Annotated in this window: 10 protein-coding genes; 4 read left to right on the top strand and 6 right to left on the bottom strand. The window is 47.2% G+C overall.

What is annotated here, in order from left to right; genetic code table 11:
• Positions 1-8 precede the first annotated feature (8 nt).
• The 4 genes from JFY74_10620 (at position 9) to JFY74_10635 (ending at position 7,729) form a co-directional block, all read left to right on the top strand.
• On the top strand, positions 9-692 hold the full coding sequence (locus JFY74_10620; GenBank protein QQG26611.1) for a porin family protein: 684 nt from the start codon (positions 9-11) through the stop codon (positions 690-692).
• Positions 693-950: 258 nt separating this feature from the next.
• Positions 951-1,997 (top strand): oxidoreductase, encoded by a 1,047-nt coding sequence (locus JFY74_10625; GenBank protein ID QQG26612.1) that lies wholly within the window; start codon positions 951-953, stop codon positions 1,995-1,997.
• Positions 1,998-2,113: 116 nt separating this feature from the next.
• Positions 2,114-3,103, top strand: coding sequence for a bile acid:sodium symporter (locus JFY74_10630; GenBank protein ID QQG26613.1), 990 nt, complete (start codon positions 2,114-2,116; stop codon positions 3,101-3,103).
• 333 nt (positions 3,104-3,436) lie between these two features.
• The gene (locus JFY74_10635; GenBank protein ID QQG26614.1) at positions 3,437-7,729 is read left to right on the top strand and encodes a hypothetical protein; all 4,293 of its coding nucleotides are present in this window, start codon (positions 3,437-3,439) and stop codon (positions 7,727-7,729) included.
• A gap of 178 nt (positions 7,730-7,907) precedes the next feature.
• Here the strand turns inward: JFY74_10635 and add are convergent, their stop codons facing one another.
• The 6 genes from add to JFY74_10665 all read right to left on the bottom strand — a co-directional run bounded on the left by add (position 7,908) and on the right by JFY74_10665 (position 19,545).
• Positions 7,908-8,924, bottom strand: coding sequence for an adenosine deaminase (gene add / locus JFY74_10640; protein ID QQG26615.1), 1,017 nt, complete (start codon positions 8,922-8,924; stop codon positions 7,908-7,910).
• A 797-nt stretch (positions 8,925-9,721) separates the two neighbouring features.
• Positions 9,722-12,184, bottom strand: a complete 2,463-nt coding sequence (locus JFY74_10645) for a virulence factor (GenBank protein ID QQG26616.1) — start codon at positions 12,182-12,184, stop codon at positions 9,722-9,724.
• Positions 12,181-15,168 (bottom strand): virulence factor SrfB, encoded by a 2,988-nt coding sequence (locus JFY74_10650; protein ID QQG26617.1) that lies wholly within the window; start codon positions 15,166-15,168, stop codon positions 12,181-12,183. Before JFY74_10650 ends, JFY74_10645 begins: the two co-directional genes overlap by 4 nt.
• 2 nt (positions 15,169-15,170) lie before the next feature.
• The gene (locus JFY74_10655) at positions 15,171-16,586 is read right to left on the bottom strand and encodes a hypothetical protein (protein ID QQG26618.1); all 1,416 of its coding nucleotides are present in this window, start codon (positions 16,584-16,586) and stop codon (positions 15,171-15,173) included.
• A gap of 332 nt (positions 16,587-16,918) precedes the next feature.
• Positions 16,919-17,896: an arsenic resistance protein gene (locus JFY74_10660; GenBank protein QQG26619.1), complete on the bottom strand. Its 978-nt coding sequence runs from the start codon at positions 17,894-17,896 to the stop codon at positions 16,919-16,921.
• A gap of 98 nt (positions 17,897-17,994) precedes the next feature.
• On the bottom strand, positions 17,995-19,545 hold the full coding sequence (locus tag JFY74_10665; GenBank protein QQG26620.1) for a YdgA family protein: 1,551 nt from the start codon (positions 19,543-19,545) through the stop codon (positions 17,995-17,997).
• Positions 19,546-19,622 lie beyond the last annotated feature (77 nt).

Below are 19,622 nucleotides of genomic sequence, written 5' to 3' on the forward strand. Positions count from 1 at the left end.
AGAAATAAATGAATAGTAAATCTGTTTTACTGGCATGCCTGCCGATCTTAGTCTCTGGCAGTGTCATGGCTGACGATTTCCCTGCCGGTTATTACGCTACGGCGAAATATTTGCAGATCGAACAGCGGGCTAAAGAAATGGATACGAGCAGCCGTCCTGGTGTCGGGCAGTTTGTTAGCGGTGAGGAAAAGGAACATTTGGGCACAGCTGCCATTGCAGCAGGGTATCAGTTCGGCAATGGTTGGCGAACAGAGGCAGAGTATGTTTTTAAGCAAAAAACAGAATACACCAGCGGTTCCACCATGTTCTCTAGCAGTTTTAATCACTTGCAAACCGATGTCGAACGCATGATGTTCAATGTCTACCGTGATTATTCATTAGGCTATCATATTTCTCTGTATGGCACGCTGGGGCTTGGCGTCAGTAAAATCAAAGCTGGCGGCTGGCAAGGAACGACGGCGCGTGAATATGCCTCTAATACTAATAGCAGCCTCACCTATGCCATCGGTGCGGGGGCTAGCTATGCACTGTTGGAAAATCTTAATATCGACTTGGGTTATCGCTATGTTGATATGGGAAAAATCGAAAGCGGCTACAACAACTTTACCAATGCTCGAGGCTTGAAAGACGAACAAATGAAAGCGCGTCTGGTGTCCAATGAATTCACTTTGGGTGCGCGTTATCTGTTCTAAATAAGTTAAATGCTTGGAGCTGCATGTCGCCTAAATCCCCCGCTTTTTAAAACGGGGGATCTTCATAAAATTAACCAAAAATTCAACTAAAATAGAATATTGCGCTCGATAGCGTGTTGACCCTTCATTACGCTGATGTTTCTGTTAAGTGACAAGTATGACAAAATTTTGAATGGTACTCGCTTACTGCACTCTGGTAGATGACAGGTATATACTGAGTGAGAAATCACAGAGCAAAATAAGCTAAGAGAGTTTGTTATGAGTGAGACCATTCGTGTTGGGCTGCTGGGGTATGGCTATGCCAGTAAGACATTCCACGCGCCGTTAATTGCAGGGACGGCAGGTATGGAACTGGTGGCAGTGTCCAGCAGCAGTGCTGAAAAAGTGCATGCAGATTGGGCAAATCTGCGAGTAGAGAAAGACCCTCAGGCGTTATTTAACGATCCCGATATTGACCTCATAGTCATTCCTACCCCCAATGATACACACTTCCCGCTGGCGAAGCAGGCGCTGGAAGCGGGCAAGCATGTCGTCGTCGATAAACCTTTTACGGTGACGTTGTCACAAGCATACGATTTGGGCGCTATAGCCGACCGCGTCGGAAAAATGCTTTCTGTTTTCCATAACCGCCGTTGGGACAGTGATTTTCTGACGCTGAAACAGCTGCTGGCGGCGGGAACGTTAGGAAATGTGGTGTATATGGAGTCACATTTCGATCGCTTCCGCCCCGAGGTCCGCCAGCGCTGGCGTGAAGACGGCAGTGAAGGGAGCGGGATTTGGTACGATCTTGGGCCGCACTTGTTGGATCAAGCGCTGGAGCTGTTTGGCTTGCCGGTGGCGATTCAGGTGGATATGGCACGGTTGAGACCTGGGAGTAAGGCAATAGATTATTTCCACGCGACGCTGATTTACCCGCAACGTCGGGTTGTCCTGCACGCCAGCATGCTGGCGGCGGCGGCTTCTGCCCGCTATACCGTGCATGGCACACGCGGCAGCTTTGTAAAATACGGTCTTGACCCACAGGAAGATCGCCTGAAAACGGGCGAACGCCCACCGCTGGCTGGCTGGGGACAGGATAAGCACGATGGCGTGTTGACACTGTCGCGTGATGGCATAACGGCGGAGCAAACGATCGCCACGATTCCGGGTAATTATCCGGCTTACTATGCTGCCGTGCGCGATGCGCTGCTCGGTAAAGGCGACAACCCCGTCAGCGTGCATCAGGCGATTCAGGTGATGGAACTGATCGAACTAGGGCTACTTTCCCACGAGCAGAAAAAAGCTGTCACGGTGAAAAATAGCTAGATTTAGCGTGTTTTATTCCAGATAGTTAATGGTTTGTTTAAACGGGCGATTTTAAATCGCCCGTCTTGTTAGGGTGTTCATTCGGCTAATAACAAGCCAGGAGAAAGGTGTCGGGTATGGGGTGGTTACAACGATTACGCATTGATAAATTTTTATTGGTTCTGATTCTCGTGGTGGTGACAGCGTCGATTCTTCCTGCTGAAGGCTCCGTGAAGGTTTTCTTTGAGCATCTGACAACTGCGGCGATTGCTCTGCTGTTCTTTATGCACGGAGCGAAGCTATCGCGCGAAGCGATTACTACTGGCATGGGGCACTGGCGTTTGCATCTGGTAGTATTTGCCAGCACGTTTATTCTGTTTCCGCTGCTGGGAATGGGCATGAGTATGCTGTCGCCCGTGGTGCTGACGCCGACCTTGTATCTGGGGTTCCTCTATCTGTGTGCGCTACCGGCTACGGTGCAGTCGGCCATTGCTTATACCTCAATGGCCGGAGGTAACGTCGCTGCGGCGATTTGTAGTGCCTCGGCATCCAGTATTTTGGGCGTGTTTCTCTCGCCGATTCTGGTCGGTTTGCTGATGCATACTCAAGGGGGAGAAACGGATACGCTGCATGCTATTGGCTCTATTATCATGCAGTTAATGGTGCCTTTCGTGATAGGGCATCTGTCTCGCCCGTTGATTGCCAAGTGGGTTGAACGTCACCGTAAGCTGATTAATATTACTGACCGGTCATCGATTCTTTTGGTGGTGTATGTCGCCTTTAGCGAGGCGGTTGTGCAGGGGATTTGGGGGCAGATCAACGTCTGGTCATTACTCGCCGTCGTCGGTTGTTCGATAGTGCTTCTGGCGATGGTGCTGGTGGTGAATACGCTGGTTGCACGTAAGATGGGTTTTAACACGGCCGATGAAATCACCATCGTGTTCTGCGGTTCGAAGAAAAGCTTGGCGAATGGGATTCCAATGGCAAACGTGCTATTCCCTGCCGCGGCTGTCGGTGCGATGGTGCTGCCGCTGATGATTTTCCACCAAATTCAACTGATGGTCTGCGCTGCGTTGGCACAGCGTTATGCGAGATCTGAAAACCAGTTGAACGAAAAAAAATGTTAAGCGCGCTCGGGTGAGAATAGTGTTTATCATTGCGGCTGCTCTGCAGCCGCGTTTTGATTGCAGGTATTTGATTGCGAATTTTTGAATTTTTTGCCTACACTAAAAATTAGCGTAATATTTCCCTAGGTAAAAATCGATAATAATATACGGCATTGTGTTGTTATCAATAAACGATGATTTTAATCCTCACTTTACTCTTTTCTATAGACTCACTTCCACTTTATATCTATCTTGTCCTTGACGATAAAGATTTTGATAAAGCAACACTATTTTCTATATGAATAATAAATTAACGTAAACCATTACTCTAATTTTATAAAGGCGTCTTTAATTATGCTTGAACCTAACAATAGCCACCGGCCTTTGATCGGCGAAAGTTATCAATATTCTTCTCCAAATGATAAAGAAGAACAAACTTGCCTGTCGAATAACGCTATTTCATCAATATCATCTTCATCCGAACAGTTTTCAGTTTGTACAAAAACCAATAAAAACACCCAGCATCATGGTGGGTTTATATCAAATCTGAGGAAGATATTTCCATCCCTGGCACCATCATTACGCAAAGAGGAGGACGTAGAACTCGCAGAGCTCGATAAAGTTTGCCTACAAGGCAAACAAATAATGAAAAATTGTGAAAATATCACACAAGCAAATTCAAGCAGCGACAGACAAGCGTGTCGTATTCGTTTAACCCCTAAACAGGCCATTGTCGGAGGTCTACTTTTAGGGGGGGCTGCGGGGAGCGCCACTATGTACTTTGCGCGGAAAAATAACAGTACAAGCACCGATGTGAGTGACGTTATAGCGACAAAAATGACACCGCCCATGCCTCCATTTTATGACCAGTATAACAGCACTGATGCAGGTAATGGATATAGTGACCAGTATAGAGAAATTGATAAATTGACTGATGTTTCGACAGTGAAATCTTTAAAATTTTGTGATATTTCAAATGAGGAATATGAAAAAAATCCGAAAATAATAAATACTCCCCCTACTCCAGACCTTAAGTATAGTACTGTTGATTATTTGGGTAGTGCAAACGAGAATCGATCTAAGCGAAATATTAAAGAACTTTTCATTGATAATTCGCTTATCAAGAAAAATATTATTGATGTTATTTTACAACCAATGCGTTGTGAAAAAATTAGAAGTGAACTCCACACTATTTACAATGAGTTGGCTGATTATTTTGATTTAAGTCAAGACAGAACAGTCGAAGAAAAAAACATAAGATTTCTTATGTTATATATACGTAGACTAGAACGTTTTATAATAAAATGGAAAGAAGATAAGCTTATTTCAAATGAGGATGCATATTTTTTGAAAGAAGATGTGTTGGGTGGTTTATGGCGTATTGCAGCTAATGTTGGTAAAGAGGATATGGTTTTTGTAGATACTTTTGTGGCGAATTTTGATAAACAAGATGATATATTTCCATACAAAAAAAAAAGGGAAGAAATATTGAATAAAAGTAATAATAAAAATGAATGGATGTTGACGAATAAAAATAACTCAAATAATGTATTTGTGCACATAAATAAAAGAGTTAACTTGCCAAAAAATAATGAACATGTAGATAAAGAAAGTACTACTGAAATTGATGATGTGAAAATTGAATATCTTTTAGAATGTTATGATGAAAGAGAGAATTTGACTTTTACAGATAAAATGAGAGTTGTAAGCAGGACATTGATGAGTCCTATTGCCAGCGTAATTAATGAGGGAAGTATCGCTTTTAAGTATGGTTACTTAAGTAAAGGATGCGAAGATGACGGTACTATCTTTAAAATTGCAAGTGGAATAGAATCATTCATGAATTTTTTATTCTCAACTAATGTTGTTTACGCAAATTTACTTGCTGGAAGTAAAGTAGCAGCATATTTAATTAATCTGATTGCTGATCAAATCGATAAGAAAAATATAAACATAGATAGTGTGGAAGGTCTTTTAGACGAGATGAATTCGTTATTTGTTGGGCTTTTTTTAACTTTACCTACATCTCATATTGAACAAATAGAAAAAGGGGAGGAGGTAAAAGAAATAGAAGAAATGTTAGAGGGGATTAAAATTAAAAATGGCAAAATATATATTGAAACCGAACAGCCACCTAAATTAGTTGAGGTTGTTCAAAAATATGGTCATTTTTTTGATAAAAATGATAAAAATTTCCTAGATTATACGGATCATTGGGTAATAAAGGCTGATCATGAATTTGATTTTAGAATTAATAAAATGATTACTAATGCCTATAAAGCTCTTGGTGATAAATCAGAAATTACGTATATAAAAAACAGCTCACCAGAATTTTATAATGACGCATTGATTTTAGCCAATAAAGATGGGTTATTTGTCCCTCTTCTTATAACAGAGAGGGGAATTAAATTTACGAGTGTTAAAGAAATTAAATTTAACGATCGTGATTATAGATATTTAGTACAAAAAAATATAAATAAAATAGATGGCGAGCATTTAATTCCAATTGTTTTTAACGGTGGACGGTGGAGATTTGAGGGGGAAACATCACCAGCCTTGGATGAAGCTATTGTAGGATATATAAAAGAAAATGAATATGTTAAAAATAAGTTAGTTAGTAAGAATATAAAACATGGTGATGTTAGCCCAATGACATTAGGGAGGGATATTCAATTTGACAGCGAGGGGAATCATTATTTAAAAATAGACAATCAATATTTTTTGTTGAAAATGGACAATTCAGGATCATCGTATATTGAGGGCGATTTAGATATATTGCCTCTTGCGAATTATAAATCTAATAAGGTTGGTGGGGAATACCATGTAAGAAGAAGAGAAGATGGTATTATTTCCATGAGTAGAGTGGAAATTATAGATCATCAATCAAAAGTTTTTGAGAACGGAGTTTTTTTAGATGAGACCATAATAAATGAAATTAAAACATTTGACACTGGATTGTTACAAGACATAAATAATGAAAATATAAAAGAGATGTCACATTCTACAAGAATCTCTGGTGCAATTAATTTTGAAAACGAAGACTATTTTAATATAGGAAATTCTCTCGTTAAGGTAAGAAAGATGGGATATGATGCTTATCATCTCGGTGATGATAAATACATGGGGCAATCTGTCGTAGTATATAAAAATGATAGAAGTAATACATATTATTTGCAAAAGAGCCTAACTAAAAATGGCGCTCATGAATATAAAGAATCTAAAAATAGAAGTTGTCTTTCTAAGAGACAAGTTATTCCTTTATGTGATTTACCTTATTCTCAATCTACAATGTTAAAAAACAGACTGAAAATAAATAAAGAACATGCTGTCAAAATAGACAATCCAGAAGAAATACTTGAACCATTGGACGGCATGGCATCAATATATAAAAAGAAAGGATCGGAACATGAATTATATTTTCTTTACAAAGATAATCTTTATTTTCATGCTATTGATGCCCCGCATAGTTCATCAGAAATAGCCCCAGCTTATATATATATTCGTGGTAAAAAAGAAAATGGAGAGATTGATGAATCTGTTGCTATTGCAGATGTTTGTCTTGTAAAGAAATATGATTCCGAAGAGCTTCTTATGAGCATGCCTTCAGAGGCACAAGAGTTAATTTTGGGTATAACCCCAGAAGTATCAAATAAGTTGCTAAAATGGCAGAGTAATATTTTTAACGGAAAAAAAATTACTTTTAATGATTTTGAAAAATTGCCTTCTAGGTTGGAAAGTTATAAAGAAATTCCAGAGGTAGAAAAACTTTTTAATAAAAGCGGGAAGAAAATTATTTATCCACTAAATCATGTTAATGATGTAATGAATTCAGAGATGGGAAAACATTTTCCTGGTAATGGAGAGGTAACATTGTTGACGCTTGGCTCTGCTATGGAAAAAAAAGAGTTTAATACAATTACTGATGTTTGTAATACAGCTTTAAAAGACGCAATTAGCGCATTAAAATTATCAATTTCCAAAAAAGAAAGTAAGGTTCGTGATTATATTATCAATAACGTGGGTATCTCGGGAAAAAAAGCTGTCGAATTTTTTTTAAAAACGATAAATAAAAAAATAGAACGAATTAGCACTGTTTTAAATGAGAAAAGTTCTGAGAATATCCTTTTGGCAGTTAGGGATGTTAGAGAGAATGTCGGTATGGAGGGAGGCGTAGTTGCTGGAGTTACGATGCCTAGCGATCCTCTTGATAGAATAATACTCAATGCATTTATTATCCCTGAACATTTTAGTACTATTTCTAATCCAATAGAAAATGTGAATGAAAAAAAATACTATATTAACCTGATTAAAGATACCATTATCCACGAAGCAGCGCATGCGACGGGGGATAAACACGATTATGCTTATATCAAGACCGATAACTCTGGTAATCTTGTACCGATTAAAAATGCTATCGTACAATTGGAAATGAATATAGCGAGGGATATTATGGATAAAAAATTTATTGATTTAAGTAAAATTTATCTCTCAAGTCATCCCGCATATCGTGAATTTCTGATCGACAATTTGGTAACGTCTCATAATCTTCAACTCATCTTTAAAAAAGATCCCTATCTTAAGGGACTATTGTTGTTGAATAACCCTGATACGGTAGCCATTATGGTCAGAGAGATTTCCGAGCTTTAAATAAGTGCCACGGCCTGGGCTGAAACTTAGCCCGACCGTACGGAAACGAACGATATATTTATTTTGACAGGCGAGGAAATTCAGGTGCTTTAAATCTTTTCGCTATTAAAATATGAATTGCCTTCATCTAAACGGCTAACAAGGGTTAGCCGTTTTTTCGTGCGCTATCGGTTTGACGCTACTCCACGGCACCGCGTTTACGCAGAACCTTTTCACGCAGTTGCTGCTTTTCCTGCTCGCTGATAAACGCAATGTTCAGGCCGTTTTCCTGTGCTTTGCGGGTTTCAACCACTGTCAGGCCAGCAAGTGGTGCGGCGACCTCATATTCATGACGGATCTCGATACCTTGAACTGCAGGATCGTCGGTGTTGATGGTGGCGGGAATGTCATAACGCAGGAAGTGGATCAGAGGATGTTTATCCAGAGATTCCACTGTACTGGTTTGAATGTTAGAGGTCAGGCAGGATTCAATGCCGATTCCATGCTCAGCCATATGCGTCATCAGGCGAGGATCGATAATGGCGGTTACGCCATGTCCGATGCGCTCTGCGCCCAGATGATTGATCGCCTGCCAGATACTTTCCGGCCCAGCTGCTTCACCCGCGTGAACCGTAATGTGCCAACCAGCATCACGAGCCTGTCGGAAGTGGGAAACGAATAGAGCGCCAGGATGCCCTAGCTCATTGCCAGCCAGATCGATTGCGACGATGTGGTCACGCTGGGACAGTAGGGCATCCAGCTCTTGCTGGCAGGCTTCAGTGCCGAATGTCCGGCTCATGATGCCAATCAGGCGGATGTCGGTACCGAAATCACGGCAACCCGCAGTAATGCCGTCGATTACCGCTTCCACCACGCCAGCAACCGGAAGTTTATGATTCATCGCCATATAATAGGGAGAGAAACGCAGTTCGGCGTAATCTAACCCGGCTTTCACTGCATCTTCAACGTTCTCATAAGCGACACGACGACAGGCGTCCAGTGAACCGAGCACAGCCACGCCCCAGTCGAGTTTTTGTAAAAAGCTCACAAGGTCAGGTTCATTCTTGGTGACCTGAACGTGAGGACGAAGCGTTTCAAGATCGTGGGCAGGTAATGCTACATCGTACTGGTGTCCGAGCTCCAGAATACTCTGAACGCGGATATTACCATCCAAATGGCGGTGTATATCCGTTAATGGTAGGAGTAAATCAATCATAATATTATTGCCTGGCTACTTGTTTTTCATATGGCGCAGTATAAAAAGAAATCGTGGTAAATAGCCAATTATTATCGCTGAAATTCAGGTTTTCGGTATAATTACTGAGTTCTGCGCTGGAATTACCTAACTTTCTGTATCCCTCTTTTTCGGTTCAACAGTCTAAATTCCAGCCCCTGCCGGAACGAGTGGTAGATGTTTTTTCTAAGAAAGCGGCAAAGTTGTAAGTCGGTCACCATCAAATGTGGTAAGGTTATTGCAAATTTTCAACTTAGGACGGTAAACTGACTTGATATTCGTTCATTCCTGATATTATCCCTTGCTTCAATATTTTCATTTTTTTCTGTCACTGACATTTTAATAGCATGTTTTATAATTTAATATCAATAAATCCGAACGTTGATAAATAAAGTCTTTGGTTTTTATATTATTTATTTAATAAAAAATCGGATAGCCATTCAATTTAGAATGGGGTTTGAATTTCCCATATCTTTTATTTCGACATGGTTATGTTTGATTATTTAAATATTTATAGGGGAAATTAAATCAGCATACGATATCTATCAATATAAATATTGAAATGTTAATGGGTATGATATTTTTTTGTTCTAAAAATCACAAAGAGAGTATTATATATTTACGCTATGTATCTCTCTTCGCCAATAGTTAACTAATGCCAGTCTTAAAATTAATTGATTTGTCCTCCAAACCTTGTATTGTGCAGAAAAAAGAAAATATGGCGCACAAACCAGTAACAATGTTACGCCATTTTTCTTGAATCGACAGCGGGGGGGACGCTATTTCTCAGCGGGTTTAATCAACGCCAGAATGGTGCCCAGCTGTTCGCGCTGTTCCGCGCTGACTTCTCGTGCAGCGGAGTAACCTGCATTCTGGATAATCATCTCATTCAGGCCAACCAGCCAGTCATAGATATAAAACGCCGTGTTGTTGGTGGGCGTCAGCGATAGCTTGGTTAAGCGCTGTGAAGCCCCAAAGCTGACCGTCTGTTTTTCGGGTTTAGCGAAAATTTTATGACCACGATTAATGCGGCTGGCAGGGCGCAAGGATTCATCAAGCTGCTGGAAGCCGAGCCAGGCAACGAAGTCACCGAGAATGGTTAGCACACGCGAAACCTGACGGTCAGCTTTATTCTCGCGGTTGATGCCCAGTTGTTCACCATCGACTAGCATATCGACCAGCGCCTCTTCGATCCGCAAACGGATGCTGCCGGTAATCAATTCTTCGACCAGCATCTCGATCGTCGCTTTCGGCACGTTTAGCAAATCGAGAAGTGGGGCATTTTCCGGCAGGCCACGTAGATAGTTAATCCAGTAACGATAAACGCCGTGTGCGTAATCTGCCTCATAACTGTGGTCGATCGTCAACATCGGTGGTGCAGGCTGATCGATCGCGATCGGTTCATCGGCAAACAGATCGATTTCGATCCCGATACCAAAAGGATCGCTATTGACCGACGGGGCAGAAAGGTCTTCGGCATCGGCGTGGAAACCGCCATAGCTTGCCCCTTTCTGTTGCAGATATAAACGGCGCAGCTCATCACGCGAAGGTAGAAGCCGTTCCAGCAGCTCTCCGTGCACGCCGGTGCGGGTCTGGAGCGATTTGAGCAAGGTCTCTGCGATGCGCTGTTTTTCTGCCGGATCGTCAACATCAACGGGTAGATACCAGTTGCCCAGCAGGTTATCGCTGAGTTCACGTTGAAGCTCGCTAAGCTGTTCGCCAATGCGTCCTAGTTTTACTTCCCGGTGCACTTCCGCGCCCAGCCACGTTGCCATGCGTGCTACACCGCGTTTATCCATCGCTAGCATCGTTCCCCAAGCGTCGCCCGGATTACCCACATAGCGCTGTACTGCGGCATCATAGTTTTTCCCGTGCGTAATACGTCGATCGTGGCGGGTAACCGCCCAAATCAACCCCGGTTTACGGTGACTACGAACCTGCGCATTTTCGCCCTGCGTTTGTTTAACCCAATGATCCAGCGCCTTGCCGACCACTTTAACGTCGGCGCGGTTGCCTGCTGCGCTGCATACCATCAGTACGTTCATTTCCTGATTATCGGTATAGCGCTCCAGCAGATAGGCGCGTTTCGCCCGCAATAGCGTGTGCGCCAGTGGATGCTGTGTATTTTGACGTTTTACTGATGGTTCATCCTGCGTTTCACGGATCTCACCAAAACCGGGGAAATCCAGCACATCAACCTGCTCGAACAGCGCTTCCTTAGGCGGCAAATGCAGCGGGATAAGCAGCTCCGCCGTCAGCATCGTTAACTCAGCCAGCGAAAGCTCCGTCGTTTTCCCTGCACGGCCATTCTGAACCGGCCGCACCAGCACGCCGGGATCGTCGGCGCTGTGCAAGCGTTCCAGCGCAGAACCGTCGATCAGACCGTCTGCCGGATTTAACTCATCATCCACCAGTATCCGCAGCGGCGCTAACAGCTTACGCGTACCGGCCAGATGTTGCAGCGTGTGGCTGAAATGACGATAGGTGGTGGTCAGCGAATTCAGCTCGCCCCATAGTACGGAAAAGAGTTGGGCGCGATCGTCAACGGTGAGATAAGGCGCTAATTCAATCGCAACTGGCCAGAAATGGGCTTCCAGCTGTTTTTGCCGTTTAACATCGTGACGCGCGAGATAGTCCCAGAGTTCGACGACTTCATCGCGGCTCATCCCTTCAACGGGTTCTGGCTGACGGTGCATCAACAGCGTTTTAATGTGTTCGGCAATATGGCGCTCGTCCAACTCTTCAAACGTGGTCTCTTGATTGAGATCGTTTAAAAACGCGTTGGCCATGATCTTGCCGATATCCAGTTCGCTGAGCAGTTGCAGCTGAACGGGAAATGATTTGTTCTTCACGCCCGACTGCCGGCTAAAGCGCGTGACGAGCGCGGTTGCGCGATCGGACGGATTAATGTGATCGATAAAATCCAGCTGTTGCCCTTCAAAAGCGGTTTCCAGCTTGCCGTTTTCGCCCCCGGCCAGCGATGCGATCAGATAGGATTTCCCCGCCTGAGACAGGCCAAAAAAGCCGATGGCGATCTCTTTCTGCGCCACGTCGGACAGGTGCTGCGCTTTATTGTGATTACGGCGCAGTTTGACGATCAGACGGTCGGCTTCGATATCCAGACGCGGGGCGTTCTGGCGGGTACTTTCAACCCAGTCGATGGCCTGTTCAACACCTTGCGCGACGGCCTGTAGCTGGCCGTGAAGTCGTGTAGAGAGCTGTTTGGGCGTTAATCGTTTCATTTTTTAAATACACTCCCACTATCGATCCAATAATGGGTCGCACCTGAACCGTTAGCGGATAATGTGTTCAATTTGAGTCGTAAATGCTGTGGTGGAACGCGGGTGCCGTCTTCCAGCACCGCATCGGCAATCTCAAAGCGTTCGGGGCTGTCTTGATCGTCGCTTTTCGTTACGGCCAGCCGGACACGCAGCTTACTGTTGCCGACGACTTTACGCGCCAAATCCTGATCGACGATTGAGAGCATATAAAGTGAGGACGCAGGCCAGCGCTCGTTGTCCAACTGGCGGAAGCCAAGGCAGAGTGAGCCACGCACCTGGAAACTGAGTTTCGGATCAAGCTCAAAATCCGGCGCATCCAGATCGATATCGCTGTAGTAAACGTTATCCAGCGTCAGCGCGTTGCTGCTGTCCATCATGCCGAGGTAGCGCACTGTGGAATAAGGCTGGAAATCACCAACCTTAAAGTAAAAGCCCGGCAGGCGCAGATCGAGCGCTAGCAGGCACAGCATCGCGCCGACGGCGGCAGTGGATTTCGGGTTATCGATGCGCCCGCGTTTGTTAAACGGATACCAGTCGTTGGTGTGATAGCCATCCAGCGACAGCATCCGGTTAATCGGCAGCGGTTGCAGGTGGCGGAACAGCGCCTGAATACCGGGGAAACGCGAAGGGCGACCGGTCAGCAGCAGCACATCGCACGAATACAGCGACACCACTTCAGACATCAGGCGCAGATTCTGCGTGATGTTCATCTTGTTAGACAGGAATTCGCCGTGCAGCTTGCTCAGTTTGAGAATCAGCGGCACTTGCAAAATATCGAAGACCTTGTCGCTGACCGGTAGCTCGCGCTGCACTTCCGTATTGATGTATTCCAGCACTTTTTCCGTTGGTGCCTGTTCCAGCAATTCGCCGAAGGTCGATTCGATCTCGGCGCTGGTGTCCAACGGATCAAAGCGCTCATAGGCTTCAAGAATCGCGCGACCAATTGGGATGAAGACCTGTAGCGTGACCTGCTGACGCAGCGTGAGCTGTGCGTCCATACGGCCTTCATTGCCGAACAGCTTCGCCATCAGCGCATCCGGGCTGGCCATTCCGGCGGTTTTCAGCGCGGCCTGTAGCGCGGGGAGGATGTAAAGCTGAATCACATCCAGCAAGATATCGTCACCCGCGACCTTAAAGCCTTCACGGAACAGCAGGCGGGGAATGATTTTAACGTTGTTGCCAACGCCGTCATCGAGCAGATATTGCGTAATCGCGAGGTCGGTGGTGCCGCCACCGATGTCGATTGAGGCAATGCGCAGCGTTTTGCCCTCGGGTTCGCCCTCATCGAGCTCTTTATCCGGACGCGCCATGCTGGCGAAGAAATCTTCTGCACGGCCGCCAAAGTTCACCTGCGCTTCGTTATACAGGTAAACCATTTGCCCGCATGTGGCTTCATCCCATTCGATTTGCACGTCAGGCACCGGAACCCGACTCAGTTGCTTGTCGGCTGCCGTGGTGAAATCCTCATCCATCGGGTGCCAGTCCATCGCTTTCCAGACCAGCGCGATCGCTTCATGCATGCGGCGGCGGAAAATTTCACGCTCGGGTTTCGGCATTGCGGAAGGCAGGGTCAGAATGATATTTCGCAACTGGCGTGGCGCGCTGCTGTGGATCATCTTCAAGCGCTGTGCGGCGCTGTTTATCTGCATCAGCGCCTGGGCCAGCAGTTCAGAGAGCATGAAGGTCATGATCGAACTGCGGCTGTAGTGCGGTGAAAACACCGGTAAACGCTCTTCCAGCGGCTGGTTGTAGAGCGGCTGACCTTCATCATTCAGCATGATGGTCAACGGCATGGCTGTCGCTAGCGGTTCGGTTTGCGAATGGGCATCCGTCTGGCTGAAACGCCAGCCTGGCGCATAGCTTTCTTCATCCCACAGGTAGCGGCGCGGGCTGGAAATACCGCTCGATCCTTCCGTTCCCTGACGCAGCAGCGCCATGTGGCTGGCTTCGCGCCCGACGCGGGTGATTGACGGCCAGATGAACGCGTCATCGCGTCCGCTTTCTACGGAGAAGTTGTCTTTACCGAACTTCGCCTGTGAAAACTCAACGCGGCTCTCAAACAGTTCGTTGTACAGATAATGTGGCTCGCTCAGATCGCGCAACTGCAGTTCATAGGTCTGTTTCAGACCGTTGCTTTCGTCTGCATGGTCCTCAACTAAAATGCCGCAGGTGTGCGAGTTACCGACGTCTAAAATCAGGTCAACGTTGACAGCGGGTTCCTGCAGCGTGCTGGTATTGATCCGAATTTCCGGTATTTCGAGCTGGTTGCCCAGCATATCCAACACATTCAGGTAATGTGCCTGATATTCAAACCCTCTGAGTGCCACTTTTATATCGTGGCTGTCACGGCTTTCCAGCGCTTTAACCCGCTGAGCAAAGACTTCGCGCAGCCAGCCGTCGACCCAGGTTTCATCAAGGAATTCACCTAGTTCGTCGCTGTGATAAGCCAGCGCGAAACTCCCGCCGGTTTTGATGTCATTGGCATTAGGTGCCAGCGACTCGTACTCGTGGCCTTCCGGGTAGGTTTTGGTATCGAACGCCAGACAAATACGGTGCGTATTGCCGTCCTGATCGGGTGTATCCAACGCAAGAATTTGCATCCGCGCCCAGTTATCCGGCCCGCCCATGAAGGTGCGCGGCGGGTTAAAGCGGAAGAAGGGCAGCGGCAGCCAAATGTTCTCCAGCAGCTTCAGCGATTGCTCAAGCGAAATGCTCAGCTCAGGCTTCACCACTTCCGGCGGCATCCCGGTGGCAGAAGGCAGCAGGAATTTATCCGACTGTTCATCATACAGCAGGTGCAGCAGAGGGCCGTTGGCACTTTTACGCACATAGCGGTTAGGCTGCTCAGCCGAAAACTGCGGCTTTAAGGCAAAATCCAAAAACTGAATTCCGCTGTCCTGAATCAACGTAATGCGTTGTTTATAATCGGTAATCGTCGCCAGCATGATTATTTACTCTCGCGCTTTATCGTCATCGGGAAAACGGTGTTTTCGTCATAGCGACCAATACACTCTGCCGCAGCGCCGGAGGCACCTTGTTTACAGACCAATTCCGGCATTTGGAAACGAGAATTATCAGAGCAGCGGGCGCCGGAACGACTGTTGATGATCAGATTGCCAGAGCTCATTAATCCTGCCTCAACGTTAGCGCGACACGTGACACCGTCACCATGAGTGATGCGTGCCGTGCCTTTTCCATTTTGAATCTGGTAGCGCAGGCTAGGCGGCCTGCCGGTAATCGGCGCTTTGCTATCAACAATGACGCGCCAGTTGCCGTTCAGAAATTTGATGGAACCGATTTTCACCGCGTCGGCTGGCATGACGAGATCATCTTTGCCCGCAGGAATCGCTGGCACTGGCTCGGCAACGGGTTCAGCCGGCGGCGCAACAGGCTCTTTTGGTTCCGTGACCGCAGGTGCTTCCGGTTTTACCGCGTCTACTACAGGCGCAGCAGCAACCGGTGCCGTAGCGACTGATGGCTCAGCGGTTTTCACAACCTCTTTTTCTGCGACAGGTGGAACAGGCGTGCTTTCTTGCTGTGGCGCTGGTTCAGCCGGCGTAGAAGAAGGCAGGGCGCGTTTTTCTGGTTTGACCGTCGCGGCTACATCGGAGGTCGGCTTGTCGTCTTGTCCTGACACGCAGCCACGTATTTGCAATGACAAAATCGCTAACAGTGCGGCAGCAGGTAGCAGCCACCACAGGCGGAAGAACGGTGGGCGAACAGGCACGGCTGCCGCAGCGGCAACAGGTGCAGGCGTTGCATCGACAGGTTCGGGCTGAACGATAGGCTGTGGTTCCGGCTCGGGAACGGGATCGACCAACGGCAGTGTGGGTGCGCTTGCAACGGGGGCGGGTGCAACAAAAAGCGGTTCCGTTTCCTTGATGACCGATCGCAGGCAGTCCAATGCATCAAGCCGAGATTTTTTATCGAGATTGACGAAGCCCCAGAACGTTAAGACGGGTTTGCCATCAACCAGATAAACGTGGTTCGCTCCAGGGAACTGTATCGCTTTTGCCAGCAGGACACCGAAAAGTTTCTGCCCGGCTTTTTCTGCATTTTGCGCACGCTGGCTGATGTCAGCGACTGCGGTTTGATAGGTTTCCAGTAACGCCAGCGCCTTTTCTCGTTCTTCTTCGCTGGCGGCAATCCAAGAGGTGACTTTGCCGTCAACTGGCGAATACCAGTCAATACGATCGCCATGCTCGTTGGGTTGGGGAATCGCCAGACAATCGGCAATCTGCTGTTGTTTTCTGAGACGTAACGTTTCCCGCAATTGAAGTGCCGATGCGTAAACTGGCTGTCCGTTCTCGCCCAGCGCCAGAAAATCATCCAAACTTCCACTACGTAAAAATAATTTTGCCACGCAAAAGAGACCTTTTGTAATGATGCCTAAAGCAGAAAAGAGAATGTAATCTGCGACAGGGTATACTGTAGTGCGAATGATGGCGAATCAAACGCTTAAAGAAGTGATAAAACTAACAAATATTTGGGCAATAGAAAAAGTGGGAAACGGGAATTTTACGCATGTGCAGCAGATGACGTCCAGATAATGTGATGAAAATACTAACAAAAAGGATGCATACCTTTTCAAATGCGATCGGACAGAAACGAGGGACACTGTGCGACGTCAGCCTCCCCCAAGGCAGTGAGGGCTACAGTTGGATGTAGCCCGTTTTATTGAGAAAAAATAATCTGTTATTGGTTTCTTTGTTCTATTTCCGGCGCGTTCAACTTAGGGATTACCCGGATATAAATGAGTTCACTGAGCAATTCTATTAACGTTTGGCTGACGATCACGGCAGGCAGTAGCGGCAGTGCGCCCGGAATTGCCAACGCCAGCGGCAGAATAACCAGAGAATTGCGCGTGCTGGCGCTAAAGGCCACGGCGCGCCCGCCAGCTGAATCCAACCGGAACGCACGACCAGTGAACCAGCCGAGCAGCGGTGCCAGCAGCGCGAAGAGCAGGTAAAACGGCACTGCGAGTAACACCGACGCCCAAGTGGTGCGCAGTTGGGGAATGACCGCAGCAACGACGATAAACAGCACCAGGGCAGTAGCCGGAACGGGAAGATAGCCTAATGTATCCGCAAATTTTGCCATCGTGCGTCGCCGCGCCGCTAGCGATTGCAGAAGCGCGGCCAGCGCTAAAGGCACGGCAATCAGCCAGATAAAGGCATCGATAAAGGGCGCAAAGGCGATGAGTCCGGTGGCGTCGTGGCCGAGAAATAGCGTCAGGTAGAAGGGCAAGACCAGCATTTGCAGCAACAGTAAAATAGGCGTTGCGGCCAACAGGCGGGCGGCATCGGCCCGACCCAGATATGCAAATGTCACTACGTAGTCAATACAGGGTGCGAGTAACACCAATATGATGCCCAGCTTCACCAGTGGATCGGCGGGGAGAAAGGGCAACAGCGCCGCGACCAGCAAGGGTATCACGATGAAGTTGGCAGTCAGCAACGCGCCGATGAATCTGACTTGAGTGATGCTTTTTCCGATGGTGGTCAGCGGCACTTGCAGAAACGTGACAAACAACATCAGCGCCAGCGCCGGATTAATCACGACATCCAGTTGCTCTGTCCCCGGCAGCGCCAGAGCTGCTGCCACTGCCGCGATCACGGCAACAAAATAGATCGCGGCCTGATGGGCTTCCATGAAGGGCTTCAACGCGGACATGGTGTTATCTCAAAATCAAACTGGAGAGGTAGGGCAGGAAAAACGGTGGCGGCAAGTGCGGCCACCGTGTGTTTTAGCACGTCATACGATGTGCTGACTTATTGCGCCGGAGGTGTGACGGGTTCTTCCTGTGCGCCAGGCAGAGACTCTTCACCTTGTTCCGTTGGAACGGAGAAATACGGTGCGATGAAATCAGCCAGCGCTATTTTGTTGCCGTTGAAATCAATTTGACCATCGGCATAGTGCAGTGAACTGGTAATGGCGTTGTCTTTTGTGACGCTCAGTTGGTTACCCTCACCAATCTGGGCCATCATTTCAACCTGTTGTTTCGCCATGTCAGCGAGCTGCTTTTGCTCTTCATCGTTCGCCGGTTTCGGTGCTGCTTGTATCATTAGCTCTGCCAGCATATCAAGCGGAACATTGAGTTTGGCATCGAGTTTTTTGACCGACTGACGAATAATTTTTTCTTCATCCGACAGGGTGGCATCGTTCGCTTTATCTGTGCTCTGCAACGGGTCGGTTAAATCCAGCGCCAGCGTGAACGTGCCTTCACCCTTGCTGTTTTTCCAACTGATCGGGGAAATCGCAATGCTCGGGTTGCCTTTCAGCAACTGTGGCAGATATTGCAGAACAGACATGGCGACATCCTGCTGATAAGCGTCAGGATCGATAGCGGCCGGATCCTGCAACAGTTTCTGCACTTTTTCCTGATAGGCGGTGAGGAACTGTTTGGTGCCCGCGCCATCAAGCTGTGAAATGGACATGCTGACGTTACCAGAGCCCAGATTGCGGTCGCCGATGATTAACGATCCCAGCGTCACGGCCATTTTGCCTGCCAGATTCTTGTCGTCTTCCGTTGCGCTACTTTTCAGGGAGAAATCGTTCAACGTAACGGGCTCGCCACCTTCTACGGTAAACGTCATCGCTTTGAAGGACAGATTACCATCGCCTAAATCCAGATCGAATTTGCCTTTTTGATTGGTGCCTTTGATGGAGAAATCGGTGAGATCGACGTTCTCTGTTTGACCCCAGGCATTTTTCCTTTCCATCTTCACGCTGCTGATGGTGGTATCCAGCTTGCTGCTGCGCAGGTCGTGTCCGATATCCACCACGGCTTGCGCGCCGCTGAAGGAAAATTTCTGTTCTGGTGTCTGATGGTCGATAGGGGCCAGCGTAACGAGTGACTGCGTATCACCGCTGTAAGCGACGCGAGTTTCGGCCGTAAAGAACGGCTTATCTTTCGTCAGCTCAAACCAGGCTTTGATGGCGGGTGTGTTGGCCAACTCGGTATGGACAGATGCCATCGCCGGAGCGAGGTTGAATTTCTTGAGCTGTGCTAGCGGGAACGGCCCGTGATACACGGTTTCGTTGAAGACCAGTTCTTCGCCAGGCGCAAGGAACTGCGCCCCTTTTGCTGTGCCGTCTGTCTGTAAAACATAGGCCAGGGTACTGCTGAAAATGCCGCCCTGGTAGTCGCGATAGACCACTTTCAGGCCCGCGTTCGGGTAGGCTTGCTTGAGCTTGGTATTCAGCGTATCGGTAAAACCATCAATTTGCTGAGCCATCTGTTTGCCGGTGTACCAGGAGGCGCCGGTCCAGACTGCACCCAGAGCAACAATAACGCCTACGGCGACTAACGACTTCTTCATTTTTATTCATCCTTTAGTAAAAAAATGCGCGTTTTCAACGCGAAACGCTGGCAGCTTACCCAGAGATAACTGCTGCG

The organism is Pectobacterium carotovorum, from assembly GCA_016415585.1.
Lineage (GTDB): Bacteria > Pseudomonadota > Gammaproteobacteria > Enterobacterales > Enterobacteriaceae > Pectobacterium > Pectobacterium carotovorum_K.

Bases quoted from the DNA above. Each gene is read 5' to 3' on its own strand.
- add (QQG26615.1), bottom strand. From the start codon at position 8,924: ATGATTGATTTACTCCTACCATTAACGGATATACACCGCCATTTGGAT.
- JFY74_10630 (QQG26613.1), top strand. From the start codon at position 2,114: ATGGGGTGGTTACAACGATTACGCATTGATAAATTTTTATTGGTTCTG.
- JFY74_10620 (QQG26611.1), top strand. From the start codon at position 9: ATGAATAGTAAATCTGTTTTACTGGCATGCCTGCCGATCTTAGTCTCT.
- JFY74_10665 (QQG26620.1), bottom strand. From the start codon at position 19,545: ATGAAGAAGTCGTTAGTCGCCGTAGGCGTTATTGTTGCTCTGGGTGCA.
- JFY74_10635 (QQG26614.1), top strand. From the start codon at position 3,437: ATGCTTGAACCTAACAATAGCCACCGGCCTTTGATCGGCGAAAGTTAT.
- JFY74_10650 (QQG26617.1), bottom strand. From the start codon at position 15,168: ATGCTGGCGACGATTACCGATTATAAACAACGCATTACGTTGATTCAG.
- JFY74_10625 (QQG26612.1), top strand. From the start codon at position 951: ATGAGTGAGACCATTCGTGTTGGGCTGCTGGGGTATGGCTATGCCAGT.
- JFY74_10645 (QQG26616.1), bottom strand. From the start codon at position 12,184: ATGAAACGATTAACGCCCAAACAGCTCTCTACACGACTTCACGGCCAG.
- JFY74_10660 (QQG26619.1), bottom strand. From the start codon at position 17,896: ATGTCCGCGTTGAAGCCCTTCATGGAAGCCCATCAGGCCGCGATCTAT.